12 protein-coding genes are annotated in these 18,730 nt (G+C 55.4%); 3 read left to right on the forward strand and 9 right to left on the reverse strand.

All coding sequences use genetic code 11. From position 1 onward, the window contains the following. Positions 1–244: 244 nt before the first annotated feature. The 7 genes from mfd to ABJK56_RS00500 all read right to left on the reverse strand — a co-directional run bounded on the left by mfd (position 245) and on the right by ABJK56_RS00500 (position 11,586). Complete coding sequence (gene mfd, locus ABJK56_RS00470; protein ID WP_347242703.1) at positions 245–3,508, reverse strand: transcription-repair coupling factor; 3,264 nt, start codon at positions 3,506–3,508, stop codon at positions 245–247. Positions 3,509–3,701: 193 nt separating this feature from the next. Further along, entirely contained in the window at positions 3,702–4,685 is a 984-nt protein-coding gene (locus ABJK56_RS00475) for a type I phosphomannose isomerase catalytic subunit (protein ID WP_347242704.1), read from the reverse strand. A gap of 176 nt (positions 4,686–4,861) precedes the next feature. Continuing rightward, the gene (locus ABJK56_RS00480; RefSeq protein ID WP_347242705.1) at positions 4,862–5,881 is read right to left on the reverse strand and encodes a D-2-hydroxyacid dehydrogenase; all 1,020 of its coding nucleotides are present in this window, start codon (positions 5,879–5,881) and stop codon (positions 4,862–4,864) included. Between the two features lie 248 nt (positions 5,882–6,129). Beyond that, positions 6,130–7,536, reverse strand: a complete 1,407-nt coding sequence (locus tag ABJK56_RS00485; protein WP_347242706.1) for a DUF6298 domain-containing protein — start codon at positions 7,534–7,536, stop codon at positions 6,130–6,132. A gap of 136 nt (positions 7,537–7,672) precedes the next feature. Further along, a complete protein-coding gene (locus ABJK56_RS00490; protein ID WP_347242707.1) occupies positions 7,673–8,749 on the reverse strand; it encodes a sugar ABC transporter substrate-binding protein in 1,077 nt (358 codons plus the stop codon). Positions 8,750–9,074: 325 nt separating this feature from the next. Beyond that, positions 9,075–10,448, reverse strand: a complete 1,374-nt coding sequence (locus tag ABJK56_RS00495; RefSeq protein ID WP_347242708.1) for an OFA family MFS transporter — start codon at positions 10,446–10,448, stop codon at positions 9,075–9,077. Between the two features lie 181 nt (positions 10,449–10,629). Further along, complete coding sequence (locus ABJK56_RS00500) at positions 10,630–11,586, reverse strand: sugar phosphate isomerase/epimerase (protein ID WP_347242709.1); 957 nt, start codon at positions 11,584–11,586, stop codon at positions 10,630–10,632. Positions 11,587–11,817: 231 nt separating this feature from the next. Between ABJK56_RS00500 and ABJK56_RS00505 the strand changes: the two genes are divergently transcribed. After that, positions 11,818–13,110, forward strand: coding sequence for a cellulase family glycosylhydrolase (locus ABJK56_RS00505; RefSeq protein ID WP_347242710.1), 1,293 nt, complete (start codon positions 11,818–11,820; stop codon positions 13,108–13,110). 291 nt (positions 13,111–13,401) lie between these two features. Next, positions 13,402–14,799 (forward strand): MBL fold metallo-hydrolase, encoded by a 1,398-nt coding sequence (locus ABJK56_RS00510; RefSeq protein WP_347242711.1) that lies wholly within the window; start codon positions 13,402–13,404, stop codon positions 14,797–14,799. A 79-nt stretch (positions 14,800–14,878) separates the two neighbouring features. Here the strand turns inward: ABJK56_RS00510 and ABJK56_RS00515 are convergent, their stop codons facing one another. Together ABJK56_RS00515 and ABJK56_RS00520 are read right to left on the reverse strand one after the other, a co-directional pair. After that, positions 14,879–15,640 (reverse strand): isoprenyl transferase, encoded by a 762-nt coding sequence (locus ABJK56_RS00515; protein WP_347242712.1) that lies wholly within the window; start codon positions 15,638–15,640, stop codon positions 14,879–14,881. 176 nt (positions 15,641–15,816) lie between these two features. Beyond that, positions 15,817–17,103: an adenylosuccinate synthase gene (locus tag ABJK56_RS00520; protein WP_347242713.1), complete on the reverse strand. Its 1,287-nt coding sequence runs from the start codon at positions 17,101–17,103 to the stop codon at positions 15,817–15,819. Positions 17,104–17,564: 461 nt separating this feature from the next. On the opposite strand from ABJK56_RS00520, the gene ABJK56_RS00525 reads away from it, so the two are divergent. Beyond that, entirely contained in the window at positions 17,565–18,575 is a 1,011-nt protein-coding gene (locus ABJK56_RS00525) for a PstS family phosphate ABC transporter substrate-binding protein (protein ID WP_347242714.1), read from the forward strand. The last annotated feature ends 155 nt before the right edge of the window (positions 18,576–18,730 follow it).

The following is an 18,730-nucleotide window of genomic DNA, read 5'->3' on the forward strand; positions in this document are numbered from 1 at the left end:
TCGGGGAATCAGGTTTCGTAATGTGGGATTCCGCCGCTGTCACCCGACTGACCAAAGTATGCCCAAGCTCACTGCCCAATTGCCCCAGAAAGCGTAAAAAATGAGCGCCTTCCTCGGGCGCCCAATAAAGGATCAGCCCGATTGGCAGACACAAGCCGAGGATGATCGTTCCGAGATATTTCACCGCCACGGTAAGACTCGAAAAGGCACCCGTATCATCGGCCTTGCATTTTTCAATGGCGAATCAAGCCCGCGGATTATAAGAATCCTCCGCACGCTGCTGCAACAGCGCTTTGAGCTCGGAGAGAAGCCGGTCGATATCGCCCACCCAATCGTCGGCCACTAGATAGGCAGACTCGTGGTCCACGATGCGGAGTCGTTCCTTGGCCAGTTTCCGTAAATCCTCCATTTTTTTTCGAGAAACATATTGAAAGACGACAAAAGTGGCTTCCTGGTGGATGTTGCGAATCCGCCACCAGTGCGCGTGGATCCGCAGTTCGTGCAATTCCAACAGCCGTTCCACTGGTGAGGGCAGGGGACCAAACCGATCCCGCAATTCCTGAGCGAAGTCCACCAATTGGGAAACTTCGGTAAGACGGGCCAGTTTCCGATAAAGATCAATTTTCGTGCGAATATCCGGGATATACGAATCGGGAAGATACGCCTGGCAGGGCAGATCCACGTCCACATCAATGGAAGTCGCCGGCGGTAACTTCTTGAGGCGGCGGACGGCCTGCTCGAGAAGTTCGCAGTAAAGCTCATATCCTACTGCTGCGATGTGTCCGCTCTGTTCGGTCCCCAGAATGTTGCCCGCGCCACGAATTTCCAGGTCCCGCATGGCCAGCGCGAAACCAGCACCAAGTTCGCTGTATTCTTCAATCGCCTGCAACCGCCGCTGGGCATTGGGGTTGAGCCGTTGATGAGGATGAATCAGCAAGTAGCAGTAGGCCCGGTGTTTGTAACGCCCAACCCGGCCCCGAAGCTGGTGCAAGTCGGCCAGGCCGAAGCGTTCCGCCATATCGATGAAAATCGTATTTGCGGAAGGGATGTCCAATCCGCTCTCAATAATCGTGGTGGTCAGGAGAAGGTCAAACTCGTGACGCACAAACGCCAGCATGATCTCTTCAAGCTGATGATCGGGCATTTGCGCGTGCGCAACCCGGATCCGTGCTTCAGGTACGATTTGGCAGAGAATCCGGTAAACGGCGTCGATATCCTTGACCCTGTTGTGAACGAAGTAGATCTGACCGTGACGGTTCAACTCCCGTAACACAGCCTGCCGAATCAAATGGGGATCAAATCGACACACGTGCGTCTCCACCGCAAAACGATCCTGAGGAGGTGTGCGGAGCGTGCTGATATCACGCAGACCGACCAGCGCCATGTGCAGAGTGCGCGGAATGGGCGTGGCCGTCATGGTGAGCACGTCAACAGTCTGTCGGAACGACTTCAGCCGCTCCTTGATTTCGACCCCAAATCTCTGTTCTTCGTCGATAATAATAAGTCCCAGGTTGTGAAACCGAACGTCCGGTTGGACCAGTCGGTGCGTGCCGATCACAATATCGACCGTCCCTTCGGCAAGCCCTTTAAGGATTTCAGCTTCCTCTCTGGAGGTACAAAAGCGGGACAGGCACTCAATCCGGATGGGAAACTCCGCCATCCTTTCCCGGAAAGTCCGCACGTGCTGTTCGGCGAGGATGGTCGTCGGAACCAGCATCGCGACCTGGTACCCAGCATCCACCGCCTTAAACGCTGCCCGCATCGCTAGCTCCGTTTTGCCGAAGCCAACATCCCCGCAAAGGAGCCGATCCATGGGCCGTGGACTCATCATGTCGCGTTTGATGGCCGCCATGGCCTCCAACTGATCCGGTGTTTCCTCGAATGGAAAGGAGGCATCGAACTCCCGCTGCCAAACGGTATCTGGCGGGAAGGCGATGCCAGGACGGGTCTGCCGGATGGCCTGCATTTCGAGCATTTCCGCGGCCAGGTCGAAGACGGCTGCCGCTACCGCCTGCTTTTGCTTGACCCACGTTCGCCCGCCAAGCTTGGATAGTTTCGGCCGCGCCCGAGCGCCTCCGATGTATTTTTGAACGAGACCAATCTTGGAGGTCGGCACATAGAGCTTGGTTCCCTCGGCAAACTCCAGCAGCAGGTGCTCCTCGACCTGATCGCCTTTCTCAAGAAGCGTCAACCCACGGTACCGGGCAATCCCGTGTGCCACGTGAACGACCAGGTCTCCCTCTTTCAAATCCAAAAAATCCTCGATGGGGCGAGACTCTGGCCGTCGTGCGGGGATGCGGAGCTCGGTTCTTTGGAAGAGCTGATTGACGCTGAGCACAACAATCTTGTCAGACCGAAGTCGAAATCCCCGCGAGAGCCGCCCCACCACGAAATGAAGATTACCGGACCTCGCAATCCGTGTGCCGGCGAAAAGCTCCCGGAGTCGCTCAACTTCGGCGGAAGCAGTGCAAACCAGATACGCGGTAAAGTCACCGGCTACCGCATCCAGCTCTTCCCGCACCCGTTCAACATCCCCGGAAAACCGCTCTACGGATTCCATCTGCCCGTGGAAAACTTCGCTTTGGTTTTCCGGCGCGATGTCCCAAATTTCCAGCCGCGCAAACCTCCGGGAATCCTGAACGATTTTTTCCCAGGCATGATGGAATTGGCGTTTTTCCAATCGAGCGAGGTAGCTCCGCGAAGAGGCCTCAATGCCCTGCGGATCGATCCACACCGTCCAGCTTTCAGGCGGCAGATAGTCAAAAAACGATCCCGCCGGCTGTTCCGTAGGAGCACAAAGGATAAGCGTGATTTCCTCCACCCGCTCCACACTTCGCTGCGACGAAACATCAAAATGCCGGAGCGATTCGACACGCTCGTCAAAGAGTTCGATGCGGAGAGGAGCGGTCCACTCGGGCGCAAACACGTCGAGAATCCCGCCCCGCAGTGAAAACTCGCCGGGCATCGCCACCGTGGGGACACTCCGGTAGCCGTGGTCCCCAATTGCCTTCAAAAAAGCCGCAACGTCCAGATGGTCACCGATTCTCAACGTCCACAGACATTCTTCGAGCACCCGCACGGGCGGAACGGTCTGCAGAAGCGACTCCCCGGAGGCGACGATCACCCGGGGGAATTGGGACCGAATCAGACGCAACAGAATTCTCAGCCGCTCACCCAGCGTCTCATCCTCAGCCCGCGGTTTTTCAAAAGGCGATGTCAGCGCCGGAAAAAGAGCAACCTCGTCAACTCCGAAAAGCCTGAGATCTTCCAGAAGCGTATCGGCGAACTGCTCGTCAGGCACGACCACGAGTACAACGCCCGAGCATGCCCCAGCAAGGCTCGCCGCCAGAAGCGCAGAACCTGAGCCCGCCGCTTCGTCAGCTAGAGCACCGTGACCGAAGCGGAGCAACGCGAGCAACCGAGCGAAGTCATCGCGGGCACGGATGAGGTCGACGAGGAAGCCCAGGTTCGTCGCAATCGCCTCCGTGTCCGGCTGCACGCTTTCCATGCCCTTCATTTTATGAATGAGTTTTGGGAATGATAAGACCATTTGCCGACCGCAATTGACTCAGCCGTACGAAGTGCCAGTCATGGCAGTACGCGGCCGGAGCAAGTTCTCCGGGTGGTTCGCTGCGGTGAGATTGCACTATTTTCATGCCGGAGGGGCCCCCGCGTCCTCGGTTTGGCCTAGGTTGTACAAATCACAAGGGATGACAGGAAAGCAAGATCGCACGTCCGGCCGACGTCGTTTCCCACCGCACATCAGGGCAGCTTCCGGGAATCAAAACGGTGTCACCCCGATTCATCGGGAAGACCGAATCACCGACAAGGAGTTCCCCGCTGCCCAACAGCACCAACCACGCGGCCAGCACATCACGGCTGATCAAAAGCCTGGCCCCCGGCGAAACGGTCCATCGTCGCAGGACGAATGGGGGACCTTCCACCAAGAGTTCTCCCACCGCACCCGTATCGCGATAAACTTCCCGCGCCTTTGCTACGAAGCGCGGTCTCTGATCCCAGTTGATCGCGCGAAGAGCCTCTTCAATGTGAAGGGGTCTTGGAAGCCCGTTTCGGTCCGTCCTATTCCAATCGTAGAGCCGGAATGTGGCGTCACTGGGCGTCTGCACCTCTGCCACCAGGACGCCGCCCCCGGCAGAGTGGACGGTTCCCGGGGGCATGACAATCACGTCCCCCACGCGGGGTGTCATTTCGTGGAGGCACGTCTCCGGTTCTTTTCGTTGAAGGGCGTCTCGGAGCTCGTCGGGCCGTACACCCGCTTTCAGACCGGCAAAGATCTTCGCCCCTGGTTCGGCCTCCACGACCGTCCAGACTTCGAACTTACCTTTCTCGGATGGGCAATATATCGCGGCCAGGGCATCGTCAGGATGCACCTGAATAGAAAGATAATCCCGGCAATCCAAAAATTTGATGAGCCAGGGAAACTCCTTCTGCGGTTCGCCCTTCTCACCCCACAGCTCTTTCTTAAAGGCCGACCAAAGCTCGGTGAGAGACCATCCTTCAAAGCGGCCTCCCTTAACCTGACTGACGTGAAAAGGATGGGCGCTTATCTCCCAAGACTCTCCGAAGCAGCCATCCCTGGGAAGAGGCTTGCCCAACACCGCTTCCAGTTGTCGCCCACCCCAAATTTGCTCCCGAAAAAATGGCTCAAAAAAAAGTGGTTCCATAGTGTTCTCCCGCCGAATCGCCGCAACTTCCTAAACATCATAGCACAGAAGCGCCGCCAAAACCTGCTCTGGGGACAGAGCCGGCTATAACTCTGTGCTCAGGCGGCTAACCAACAAGGGTCGGGAGCAACCGCGGGTATGAGACCAAACACGTGGCTGTTCTCCGGTGGAGAAACTCAAAAATCCCCTTTGATCGAGTCACACACGTCAATCCAAAGCGGCGTTGAGCCGTCCCGGAACGGAAATCCGGCCGTTTTATCGGTCACAAGATTAATGAGAGGTTGCCCGGTGTGCCAGCGTCGAAGGTTCTCACAAATTAGTCGCGTGATATCGTCTGCCCGCGTCGCCGATTGACCCCCAACATGAGGGGTGATGATCACATTGGACAATCTCCATAAAGGATGTCCCGGCGGGAGCGGCTCCGGATCGGTCACGTCCAGCACTGCCCCGGCGATGGGACCTTTTTCAAGGGCGTCGACGAGGTCGTCGGTTCGCACGATAGGACCCCGGGCAACGTTCACAAATAGCGATCCCGACTTCATCCGCGCAAACTGGTCCCGACCAAACATCCCCCGAGTTTTATCGTTGAGGGGTAGCGCCAAAATCGTGATGTCCGCTTCAGGTAGAAGTTCTTCGAGGGATTCAGGCGGGCACAGCTTTTCCACATACGTTGGCTTATCGACAGGGAAGAGGTCTGTCGCCGAAATACGCGTTTTGAATACCTGCAACACCTGGGCAAGCCGTCGTCCAACACCTCCGAAGCCTACGATGAGGATGCGGCCGCGATGGAGATCACGTGTCGGGCGTCTGACAAATTCCTCCCGCTGCTGGGCCCAAAAGAACGTGCGAAGGCTGCGGAGCCAGGCTGTAATGAGCGCGACCGTGTGCTCCGCTACCTGATCCGCCAGGACACCAGACGCACTTGTCACCACGATATTCGAGGCGATGACCGAAGGAACCAGGCAGTGATCCATCCCGGCCGCCGACGATTGAATCCACACCAGACGCCCCCGTTTCACCACAGCATCCCAGTCCACCGGAACTTTTGCATGACCGCAAAAAATGTCCGCCTCCAGCAATTCCTCCGCAATTCGTTCCTGGGACACGGACACAACATCACCCCACGGAGCGGCCGCCGCGATTGCCTGACGATGCCGCTCTTCATGGGGAAAACACAGTACGATTTTTGGCCGCATAGGGGATATCCTTCACAACATCTGTGCCACAAAACCAGTTTGGCCGGTTTGTCTGTGAAGCGACTACTCTGGTAATCGCTGACGGAGAGTTAGAAAAACTGTAGGCATTTTCCAGAGAAAGGTGCCACGAATTGCCGGCCCACCAATGGGTTAGGTCGCTTAGCGATATGGCCTACACTTTTCAGTATAATGTCTTTTTACGCAAAGAGAAGCGGCACGCTGCTTGGGAACGGACGATCTCGGTTACTTTACTTCTTCTGGTCTTCTGTGATAACCGCCACCCACGAACCAGCCCCCGGAGCTTTTAATACTACCCTGCTGGTTGCGGGCAGCGGCTGCCTGCTGGCCCACTCGCCGGTACTCACATCGATCCAATGAACCATCAGCGTTTTAGGCAAATTGGACACATCCACTTCGACACCGCCTCCATTGGTGAAGAACACGACGCACCCCTTTCCTGTTGCCAACGCGGCATAGGCCTCGTTCGGATCACGCTCGTGAAGGATGGAGAGGATGGGTTCCAGCTCCCACCAGGGAATAAGGCTCTCGACCTTCCGCGCCGCCCGAATGGAAGCCTTCGCCTTCTCCGACAGCCCGAGTCCTGCCTCCGGACGATGAAACCGCACAGCCGCTGCGCCACCCAGCAAAAGCCGCCAGAACCGTTCTATACCGTCCTGATCTGTACCATACCTGCCAGTGTCTGCGCCATAGATTTTTACACTGTTCAGCGGCCGCGGGTGATCAACGATATAATCGCGGACCCACAGAAAGTTTTTCCAGTGAGTTTCCCCTTTTTGATGGTTGTTTTGCGAGATGTCGGCAAATGCATAAAGTTCGGGATGGTCCAGCGTTCGCCGGTGTCTTGCCGCGGTCAGATCCCAGTCATCCCACATTTCGGTGACACATACCGTTTTTCCCGCTTCCTTTGCACGTTTTTGGATATATTCCGCCCAAAACCGGGCCCAGGCTTCCTCCCCAGATGTTTCATTGTCGATACAGTACAGTACGTGACCATATTGCAACGAATAAGAAAGAAGTTTATCCACAAAACGCCGCTGATACGGAAAAACGACCTTGTTATCTCGTTGATAAGGTGTCGTGAAGAAAAACGGCTGTTTATTGGCTCCCGGATGATCGGGATAGTGCTCTGCGAAACCGGACTCCTCGTACGAATAATTAACATTATTCTTAGGATTATAGGGATGAAGTTCCCAGTTGGCCCGCGAATAGTCGAAGCGATCCCATACCTCAATCTGCACAATGATGTCTCTTTCAGCAGTCCATTTCAGCATATTCTCAAACCGCATCCAATATTCGTCGTTCCACTGATTGAGGTCATACTTCCCATTTGACAATTTTGTGAACGGGTAGACTTCGAAGCCTTTATCCGGGCGGTCGCTCATGGTGTTGCGAATGTAGTTGGCTCCCACCTGGAGCATTTCATCCAAATGGTCCTTTAAATCCGGAATTTGGAAGAGGTTATCGTCCTTACTGCCCCCAATAAGCATGACAGGTTTCCCTTTATATTCCCAATAACGCGGATTCTTCGACCAAGGGCGAATATCGTTTGAAACTTCACCAATACTTGTCGATCCGACCGTAACAAGGATCAGGCACGACCACAGTACCCTGGCTACCCGGATCAATCGGTTCATCACAGTGGCCTCCCGCAACGAAGACCCGCCAATCCAGAGAACTCACGCATTCCAACTTTTTAACTCTTCTTCGGTTGGTTCTCCAGACGTCATCTATTCGATATCAACAATTAAACGGTTTTATTCCCTTTGTTTTTTAGACCAGGCAGTGTTTCGGGTCCGAAAGGTAGAGCATCGCGTCCAGATTGCCAGATTCCTTGGATACAAGAGGGCAGGGGAGGACTATCTTGAGAAGCCGGTCGAACTTCTCCTGGTTTCGCACGATGAACTGTCCGAGCACCAGGGCGTACATATGGATCATCGCAGCGGGATTGACGCTGGTGGCTGCCAGCAATCCGTCCCGAACACCCAAGAGTCCGGGACGTTGCCCATCCACACCCGTGACCACCATTCCCTCATGGCGGGTTCCCTTGAGACACGGCACGCAGGCCAGGGCCATGTCATCGTTATGGAAAAACGCCCCGGCAATCCGGTCCTGAGTTTGTTCCAGAAGTACTTCAAACGTATTTCGGGCTTTCTCTGTTTGCCAGTCACACCAGCGGACTCCCCCACCCACGACTTCAATTTCCGGGTATTTGCTGATAATGTTCTGGAACCCTCGGGCACGGTCCTGCGCGCCGCTGTGCTCGCTTTGACCGCCGATGTGAATGACCTTTCCTTTACCGCCAATTTTGTCCACCATGTATTGTGTGCTTTGTTCCGCCATTTTCACGTGGTCTGGGGTCACGTAGATGAGCACCCCTGTTTCAAAGAGCTGATTCTCCGGAACGATGAGAGTATCCATTCCGATGATGGGGATTCCCCGGGCCTTGAGCCGCCGACAGGGCTCCGCGAGGATGTCGATCTGGTGAGCCTGGAAGGCACAGAAATCCCAGTCCTCTGCGGCAGCCAATTCGATTTTCTCCCTTTGTCTTTGCCCGTTGAATTCGCCGTCGAACCAAACGACTTCCACATTGAGCAGATCACCCCACAGCTTAGCCGCATCGTAGCCCAGTTTATTCCACGTTCCGGCCAGTCCGGCATTTGAGAATGCAGCCCGCAGACGACGGCCTTTTTGAGCCTCCTCCACAATCTTCGTGGGTTGACAGCCCAAAAGGCCGACCAGCCCGAGCATGCTGCTCACTCCCGCTGCGGCGAGCCACTCTCGGCGAGTCACATCGACCGGCGTCTCGGCACCTCTTTGCCGCCGATACTCGGCACTCTTATTGCGCATGCTGAGCGATCTCCTATGCATGGTCAGTCTTTACAGAGAACATCCATCGGCATACTCGCTGCGTTGTACTTTAGCCCCCGCTAGACGAAAATCAAGCCCGCACCTGCTCGAAGTCGTAATCAAGCCAGGTGTGCGGGTCGGAAAGAGTTGTGTAAGCAACCTATCTAAGAGCTCCGATGTTTACACTACAAGAACAAGTGCATCCAAGAGGAACTGGTCAACATCTCACTTCCCCCTATCACCAATTGCTTCTCTGGAACAAAATAATCCTTACCACCGGAAGGCGATACCGGCGTTTCTTTGTATTCGTTGTTAGAAAAGCGGCTTACCGCTGTGCAGCCGATGCATTCCGTGCGGATCTCGGTTCAACCAGAGGTGAACTCACCTTTGCGGACGGAGCTGGCTCCGGAGGACTGAGCATCGCCGCGAGAATAGTGCCGAGAAGGCATCCCGCAGCCGCAACCAAAAACGGTACTAACCAGGCTTCCAAACGCTGGCTGGTCTTTGCAACATCACCGAAGAAACCACCGAGAATGGGCCCCAGGATCCCACCGATGCCGTAGGCGGTGAATACCCAGCCGTAATTGACGCCCACATTCTTGTTACCGAAAAAGTCAGCTGTTGCGGCTGGGAAGAGGGCAAAATTTCCTCCGAAGTTGAAGCCAATCCAACATGCTCCCAGAAAGAAAAGGGCCGGGCTGGCAGCCAACCAGTAAAACCCCGCCATCACAATCGTCTGGGAGATGAGCATGGCCACCAAGGCGGCTTTTCGCCCGATCCAGTCCGAGATAACTCCCCAGCCAATCCGGCCGAGTCCGTTGGCCAAGGCAAAGAAAATCGCCATCGCCAGTTCGGCAGTGACTTCGGCCCGCTTGACGGCCACCTCCGGGGACAGGTTTGCCGCTTCATAGTAGCCTTTCAGGCGTTCAATGCCAAACAGTTTGATGATGCCAATCACCATCAGGCCAGCCATCGCCCCAGCCACGAATATCAACCACACCATATAAAACTGCCGTGTGCGAAGCATTTCCCAGGGTGTAAACTCCCGCGTTCCGCCTATTTTCTTGGCTACCTTTGCCGCCGCTTCTGGGGTCCATCCGGGTGGAGTATATCCTGCCGGAGGATTGACCATCCAAATCGCGCCGGTGGTGACCAGAAGTCCAAAGAGAATACCGTACACAAGGAAGACGTTGGCGACGCCCAATCGCGCAATGAGCTGGCCAAGATTACCCGCCAGTTGAATCCAAAGGAATGCCCCAAAACCAAAACCCGCGACGGCCAATCCGGTAAGCATTCCCTTACGATCCGGGAACCATCGCACCCCGACCGCGATCGGGATTACATAGGCTAGACCAATTCCCGCACCTCCAACCAGTCCGATCGTCAAAACATGCCCCCAAAAACTGGTTCCAACAAAACGGGCCAAGATGTACCCGAGGCCCAGCGTCCATCCGCCCAAGAGAGCGATGACACGCGGCGCCAAGCGCGTTTGGAGCTGTCCAGCCACAATCATGACAAACGCGAAAGTCGCGAGCCCCACGCTGAAAATGATCTGCGTCTGGGTTTTGCTGAAGGCGTAAGGTTCAGACGTTAGCGCCTTAGTGAACACGCTCCACGAATAGATTGCACCCAGGGCTAGTTGAATGAGAATTGCCCCCAATACAACCCACCAGCGATTCATCGGTTTACCCGTTCCCATCGTTTCACCTCCCGAAAGCAAGTCGATTAGTAAACTCCGCCGGCCGATCCCCGGCCGCGATGACCGTTCCAATTTACCCGACAGAACCCTTCGTCCCGATCACAATGGCCAGACAACCTGGCACGAAGTTTAGCCCCTCAACAGCGACGAGCTTCGTTCGCGGCGCCCCGTTCAAGCCGCATCATCCGCCAAACAGCTGGAGGACGTATTCCCGCCCTTTTTGGTGAGCGTCCCGGGCTCCCATTGTGTTGGGAGATCCCTGTTCCACAGCCTGTTCGAGAACGAGATGGGGACGCACACCCAAACGCCTGAATTCATTTGCCAGACGGACGTAGTCGATATCGCCCGGTCCAAAGGCTTCCGTCCAAACTCCGTTTTGCGACTGCCGCAGGTGTAGCTCACACACTCGTGACCCGTAAAGTTTGATCACATCGAACAGGGCAACCTGCGAATTGCCCGACCCCCGGTAAATCCAGTGCGCATCCAGACACAAACCCACATTCTCGGGCTCAGTGGCCAGCATCATATGGTGGAACTCTCGCGCCGCCTGACGAAGTTCCATATCGTGGTTGTGGTACGCCAGCCTCAACCCGCGTTCTTTCAAGGCCGCGCCCAACCGGTCCAATGCGCGAGCCTGAATCTCCAATTGCTCGTCGTTCTTGTCGATGTTCGGTTCCTGCCGATTCCAGGAGATGGGACTGGGATTGGTGACAACAAACCGAGTTCCCAGGCATGACCGTGCTTTTTCCGCAACTGCGAGCACGCGCTCAATGGACTGGTCGGCTGCCTGTGGATCGTGAAGCACGGTGTTCATGTAGAACGACCGCATCTCCAAATGGTGTTTTCCCAGCAGGGGCGCCAACCTGTCTACATCCTCCGGAGTGTTGAGAATGGGCTCGAAGCCGTCCAAGCCAGCAGCCGCAACTTCTGCGAGGCCTGCATCCAGGTCGGCATTGAAGTCTTTCTTCTCCCGGCCATAAAACGTGAACCATGGATACACGTTTGTGGCCACGTGAAGTTGGCTCTGTTCCGAGGCCAGATACTCGGTCGCCCGAGCCGTGAGCCAACCAGATCCGTGGGCCGCACAAACGGCGGCGGTTCCCGCTCTGAGAAAGCTACGTCGAGATAGCTCAGCCATTGCATGATCCTTTGCATTAGTGATAATGAAATCTTCCGCAAGGGACGGTCTTGCCCCTACCCAGCGGGCCGGTGTCGGGTAGGGTTGACCGCACCTCCAACTTCCTAAATGTCAATTACCCACCGCAAGGGGAAGCGGATTTTTTCGTCGCACAAAAATATACTCGGAAAGAACTCGCCCACGCAAGTCGCGCGCATTCACGAGATTCTGCAGAATGGAGGAGGACTCACCGTGCAACCCACCACTTCCGTTTCGTTTCTTATTCGATCACTCCTGGGGTTAACAGTGTTAGGCAGTCTGCTGCCCGGAGTAGTGCTTCCGAGCGCAGCGCAAGAAAAGTTCCCGCCGCCTGTGGTGTCGCAGGGGTTCGGAGTTAATATCCACTTCACGGATCCACGACCGGGTGAGATGGAAATGCTTGCTGCTTCCGGAGTCAGATGGATCCGGATGGATTTTGCCTGGGGAGCAACCGAGCGAAAACGCGGAGAGTACGATTTCTCAGCATATGATCGGCTCATGAGTTCACTGGAAAAGCACGGCATTCGCGCCCTCTTTATCCTCGATTATGGCAATCCACTCTACGATGACGGTTTGGCCCCCCACACCGAAGAAGGGCGTCAAGCCTTCGCACGCTGGGCAGCAGCGGCTGCCAATCATTTCCGCGGCAAGGGAATTCTCTGGGAGATGTATAACGAACCGAATATCGGCTTCTGGAAACCCAAGCCCAACGTTCAGGATTACATTAAATTGGCCCTGGAGGTCGGTAAAGCGCTGCGCCAAGAAACGCCGGAAGAGCTGTACATAGGTCCCGCCACATCGCAGATCGACTTGAAGTTTTTGGAAGCCTGTTTCCGGGGTGGTTTGCTGGAATATTGGGACGCCGTCTCCGTACACCCGTACCGTCAGACTCCTCCCGAAACCGTTCTCCCCGAGTATGAAAAACTTCGACAACTCATCGATAAATACGCGCCGGCTGGCAAGAAGATCCCCATCATTTCGGGAGAATGGGGATATTCGGCAGTATGGAAAAACTATGATCAGACGCGCCAGGGGAAGTATCTCCCCCGGCAGTGGCTTATAAATCTTAGCGCGGGAATACCCGTGTCAATCTGGTACGACTGGCACGACGACGGTCCGGATCCCAAAGAACCTGAACACCATTTCGGAATCGTCGCCCATCCATATTACGAGGGGCGTGATCCCGTGTACGACCCAAAACCTGCCTATCGGGCAGCTCAGACACTGTGTCGGGTGCTCCACGGCTTTCGGTTTGTTAAAACTTTACAGGTCGAGGAAAGCGATGGGACTCACTGCTGGGCGCTCCTTTTTGAAAAGGATAACAAGCCAGCCGTCGCGGCCTGGTGTCAGGACGACGGCAAAACCATTACCATCCGATTGCCGATACCTCAGGGACGGTACCGCGTGACAGATTCGTTGGGGACAGATAAAGGCGTGCTCGAGGTCACATCGCAGCCGGTCCCCATGGAGGTAACGGATAGTCCGACCTATCTGGTTGCCGAATGAATGCTGCCAAGCAAGCTCTCACGGCGAAAAAAGTCTTTCCGCGATCCGGGGACTTGGAATGTTTCCGAGTTGGCCCCGTCTGCTTGCGTAAGCTAAATTTGAGAGGAGCGTCTACCCACCCGTGGGGTGAACATTTGTAGTACCGTCGAGCGTATCAAGTCAAGCGTCGGCAAGAGCAAGTTGCGTCTTGCCCTTGCCGATTGTTTCCATAGAGGATCGCATTTTCCGCGTTCGCAATGGTCAGCAGGTCTTGATCGTTCAATCACGTGTGAGTACTCGTCGAGGATCCCCGTGAAACTTCAATTTCTTGGCGCAAACAGGCAGGTGACAGGGTCGCAATATTACCTGCGGGCAGGACAAACGCGGCTTCTTATCGACTGCGGAATGTTCCAGGAACGACAGTATCTCGATCGCAACTGGGACTCCCTGCCTGTTCCGCCCAGAGAAATTGATGCGCTCCTTCTCACGCACGCCCATTTGGATCATTGCGGTCTGATCCCCAAACTGGTTCGCGAAGGATTCCGTGGAAAGATCTACACCACGGCGGCATCGGCCGATCTTGCCGAGATCATCCTCCGCGATTCAGCTCATATCCAGGTGGAAGATGCCGCCTATAAAAGGAAGCGACACCGCAAGGAAGGTCGCACTGGCAAACATCCGGAAATTCCCCTCTACGACGAAAACGACGTGGAACGGGCATTGCCGTATTTCCAGCCGATTCCTTACCACGAACCTATTCAGTTAAACGGAGTCACCATCCGTTTTCTGGATGCTGGTCACGTGCTTGGCTCTGCATTTCTCGTGCTTGATGCAGTGGAGAACGGTCAGCGGCGACGGATCGTATTTTCCGGCGATCTCGGGATGCGGGACCGCCCTATCCTCAGGGATCCCGAAACTATTGACCAAGCTGACTATCTCATCATAGAGTCCACCTATGGCGATCGCGAACACGATCACGGCCCGAGCGTCATGGAACAACTGACGCGAGTGGTCAAAGAAACATCAGCCCGCGGAGGTCACGTGGTCATCCCGGTTTTCGCACTCGAACGAGCCCAGGAGCTTCTCTTCTACTTCAGTCGCCTGTATCGCGAAGGCAAACTTCCGCCCCTGCCGATTTTTCTGGACAGCCCGATGGCAGTACGAATCACCGAGGTATTTCGGCGCCATCGAGAATGCCTCGATGAGGAGACGCAGGCGCTCATTGATGCGGATGAATCACCGTTCAACTTCCCCAACTTGCACCTCGTTTCCACGGTGGAGGAATCGAAACAGATCAACACCATGACCGTTCCCTCTGTCATTATGGCCACATCGGGCATGTGCACCGCAGGGCGAATCAAGTTTCATCTGCGCCACAACATTGTTCGGCCGGAATCGACAATCTTATTCGTGGGCTATCAGGCGAGGGGAACACTGGGACGGCAAATACTTGATGGTAACCCTCAGGTCCGAATCCACGGCAAAGAGTGGCCAACCCGTGCCCGTATCGAACAAATCCATGGTCTTTCCGGACATGCCGATCGGCCAGCCCTTCTGAGCTGGCTCTCGGAAATCAAGCAACCTCCAAAATCGGTATTCGTCACCCACGGTGAAGAAAACGCGTCGCTGGCTTTCGCCGAAACGATCCGCAACCGGTTTGGATGGCGGGCAAGCGTGCCGGAATATATGGACGAGGTGGAGCTGGAATAGAACAAGCTAGCAACGGGCAAGCTTGTCCCAGCCGTGGCAAATCGAATCATCAACACATGAGATACGTTGCCTCCTGCGATTAACTTGGAGTAACCGCCAGCCCACCAAACCGGCGCACCCGTCGAGCATAATCGCGGATCGCCTGTCGCAGGAGGTTTTCATCGAAATCCGGCCAGCAGACGTCGGTCACCCAAAGTTCGGCGTAACTGATTTGCCAAAGTAAAAAGTTACTGACCCGCAATTCACCGGCTGTTCGAATCAACAAATCAGGATCAGGCATTCCTGCCGTGTAGAGATGGGCAGAGAAGGTTGCTTCGTCGATGTCTTTTGGACTGAGCTGGCCTTCCGCTACCTTGGTGGCGATTGCGCGGACTGCATCAAGAATCTCTGCACGGCCCCCGTAGTTTACCGCCAAACACAGACACAGCCCGGTCTGATCAGCCGTCATTTCGACGGTTTTGTCGATCTCCCGCTGAACCTGAGAAGGAATACCTTCCCGTTTTCCGATGACCACCACGCGAACGTTGTTCTCCAGGAATGTTTGACGTTCCTCAACGATGTATTGCTCCAACAGTCGCAGGAGAAATTCGAGCTCGCCCTTGGGCCTTTTCCAGTTCTCACTGGATAAGCAATAAAGCGTGAGATATTCAATGCCGAGCCGCACGCATTCTTCCACAGTGCGTCTCACGGCAGCCACGCCATGCCGGTGCCCTTCGATCCGCGGGAGACCACGGCGCTGAGCCCAGCGTCCATTTCCGTCCATAATGGCCGCTATATGGCGTGGTCGCTTCTCAGGCGGGACCTCAAAATGAGAATCGCTTTTAACTGGCGATGATTTCATGGAGCACCCACCTCTCTCAAAAGGTCCAATTTTCCAATCTATCGACGTGGTCACTTTGCTGTCTGTTCAGCGTATCAATGGCCCAGTCCTCCTCACCCGATTTTTTTCAAAGTTCTGCTCAGTGCTGACCAATGCGTTGTCCCAGCGTCCTTCCGATCGGCCCACCCCAACTAATATTACTGGCAAAAAATCGTTTCCTCGCGATCTGGCCCCACGGAAACGATTTCCACGGGCCTTCCCACAAGTTCCGCAATGCGGTCAACATATGCCCGGGCGGCTTTGGGAAGGTCCTGCAACCGCCGGATGGCGCGAAGTTCCTGTTCCCAGCCAGGGAGTGTTTCATAGATCGGGCGGACGCGGCGCAACTGCTCCGTGTGACTGGGAAACCGATCAATCCTTTCGCCATCCAGTTCGTAGGCTGTACAGATTTTGACTTCAGGAAGAGTGCTCAGCACGTCCAAAAGCATAATCGCCAAACTATCTACGCCGCTCAGTCTTGCGGTGTAGCGAACCGCCACAGCATCGAACCAACCGCAGCGACGAGGCCGCCGCGTCACGGTACCGTATTCGTTACCTCGATCGCGGATCAATTGTCCGACTTCATTATTCTGCTCGGTAGGGAAGGGCCCACCGCCCACCCGGGTCGTGTACGCCTTGATGACCCCGACAACTTTACTCACGTATTTCGCTGGCAGGCCGGAACCGGCGGAAATCCCCACTCCCGAGCTGTTACTGCTCGTCACGTAAGGGAAAGTCCCGTGGTCGATATCGAGAAGGGCTCCCTGTGCCCCTTCCAGAAGGATTTTTTTCCCATTTTCAGCGGCATCAAGTAGGAACGCGGTTGTATCCGTCACGTGAGGACGAAGTTTTTCAGCATATGCCAAGTATTCCCGGTAAACGGCTTCCCCATCCAGGGCGGGCGAGTCCGGTGCCAAACCGAGAGGAATGAGTGCTTTGGCCTTGGAAGCCGCGATGGCCAGGAGCCGTTCTTTCAAGCCGGGCTCGAAAAAATCTCCCACGCGCACGGCGAGGGAGCGGCCGACTTTATCTCGATAGCACGGTCCAATCCCGCGCAAGGTTGTGCCGATCGCCTCACCTCCGGGACATTCGTTGAGGATACGATCCTCCTCGATGTGCCAGGGGAGAATGACGTGTGCTCGGTCGCTCAGCATCAGGTTTTCGCCAATCACGACTCCCTGAGCTCGCAAAGTGGCGATTTCTTCACAGAGCGTTTTGAAATTCACGACCACACCGGTAGCGATCACGCAGGTGACGCGGGGCCGAAAAATCCCGCTTGGCACGAGCGAAAGTTTAAACGTTTTTCCACCCGTTACGACCGTGTGGCCGGCGTTCGCTCCCCCCTGATAGCGGACAACGATGTCGTGCTCTTCAGTGAGGAGATCGACAATCTTCCCTTTGGCCTCATCCCCCCACTGAAGTCCAATGACGGCAGTAGCACTCACGGTTATGCTGTCCTTTTCACCTCAGAATACAACGTCCCGATGATGGGACACACATTCACTTGGCGCAACCGGCACCCGGCGGCTTCTCTCCCAGCCGTTGTGCAAAACCCAAATCATGGAGTCTAACGCCGAGGCAAAGCCTTCGTCAAGCATGTGCGAAACAATCACCCAGGAGGCGAACCACCTGCACAATTGAAACTCTGTCCCCTGGTTGGGGCGCCACCGCAAACCTGTCATCTCAAGCGACTTCCACCATTTCATGTTAACAAATTCTTAACGATTCCTTAACAAATGCCTAACAGAAGGCCTTTAAAATCAGAGCAAACGTGGCCACGAAAGGAGAACTAAGAGGTTCAAACGGGGGAGAGAAGGGCCGCGGCATTGGGCAGAATGTCCGGCCCGATGTGAAGCGTGGTACTGTGGTCTGCAGTCCGCTCCGTGAAAGCCAAAGGAGAACAGTTATGAAGAAGAGACCATCACTCGCAGCTTGCTGGATTACTGGATTGGCGCTGGCCGTGTCGGGTATCTGGGTGTTGCCTGCGGCTTGTTTCGCCCAGGTACAGGTGGACCCTAAACTCCCGGATTACAAGCCTGTGCAGGGGGTTTCGGGTAACCTGAAAAGTGTCGGTTCTGACACCATGAACAACCTCATGACCCTTTGGGCCGAAGGCTTCCGACGTTACTATCCTAATGTACAAATTGAGATCGAAGGGAAAGGTTCGTCCACGGCACCGCCCGCCCTCATCGCGGGGACGGCACAATTCGGGCCGATGAGTCGACCTATGAAAAGTGCAGAAATCGACCAATTTGAGGCCAAATTCGGCTACAAACCAACTGCCTTACCCTCAGCCATCGACATGCTGGCAGTCTATGTGAACAAGGACAATCCCATCAAAGGATTGACGCTCCAACAGGTGGATGCGATCTTTTCGAAGACTCGGCGCGGCGGTTATCCCACGGATATCCGCACCTGGGGCCAGTTGGGCCTAACCGGAGAGTGGGCTTCCCATCCGATCAGTCTTTACGGCCGAAACTCGGCATCGGGAACCTACGGCTTCTTTAAAGAACACGCGCTGTTTGGGGGCGACTTCAAGGATGAGGTCAAAGAACAGCCGGGCAGCTCATCCGTCGTTCAGGGCGTTGCGAGTGACCGATATGCCATCGGCTACAGCGGGATTGGCTACAAAACCGCCGACGTGAGAGCCGTCCCCCTGGCTGCCAAGCCCGGGGCACCCTTCGTCCCTGCCGAGCCTGATCACGCTTACACAGGGGATTATCCCCTCTCCCGGTTTCTTTATGTGTACGTGAACTATAAACCGGGAACACAACTGGATCCGCTTCGGGCGGAGTTCATCAAATATATCTTTAGCAAACAGGGGCAAAGCGACGTGATCCGCGATGGATATTACCCTGTGCCAGCAGTTTTTGCCCGCAAGGCCCTCCAGGCTGTGGGACTGCCTGTCGACTTTTGACAGTTACAGGCCGGTTCCAATATAAACCAGTCTCGATGACAATCAGCAGCGAACCGACCACTTGCGTCCAAGTTAGTTCGGACCCCTCCAAATGGATCAGGGCAGGGGCGCCAAAAGGTGTCCCCTGCCTTTTTATGGGGTCTTCTATCGATCGT

Source organism: Thermogutta sp. (assembly GCF_039793925.1).
Classification (GTDB): domain Bacteria; phylum Planctomycetota; class Planctomycetia; order Pirellulales; family Thermoguttaceae; genus Thermogutta.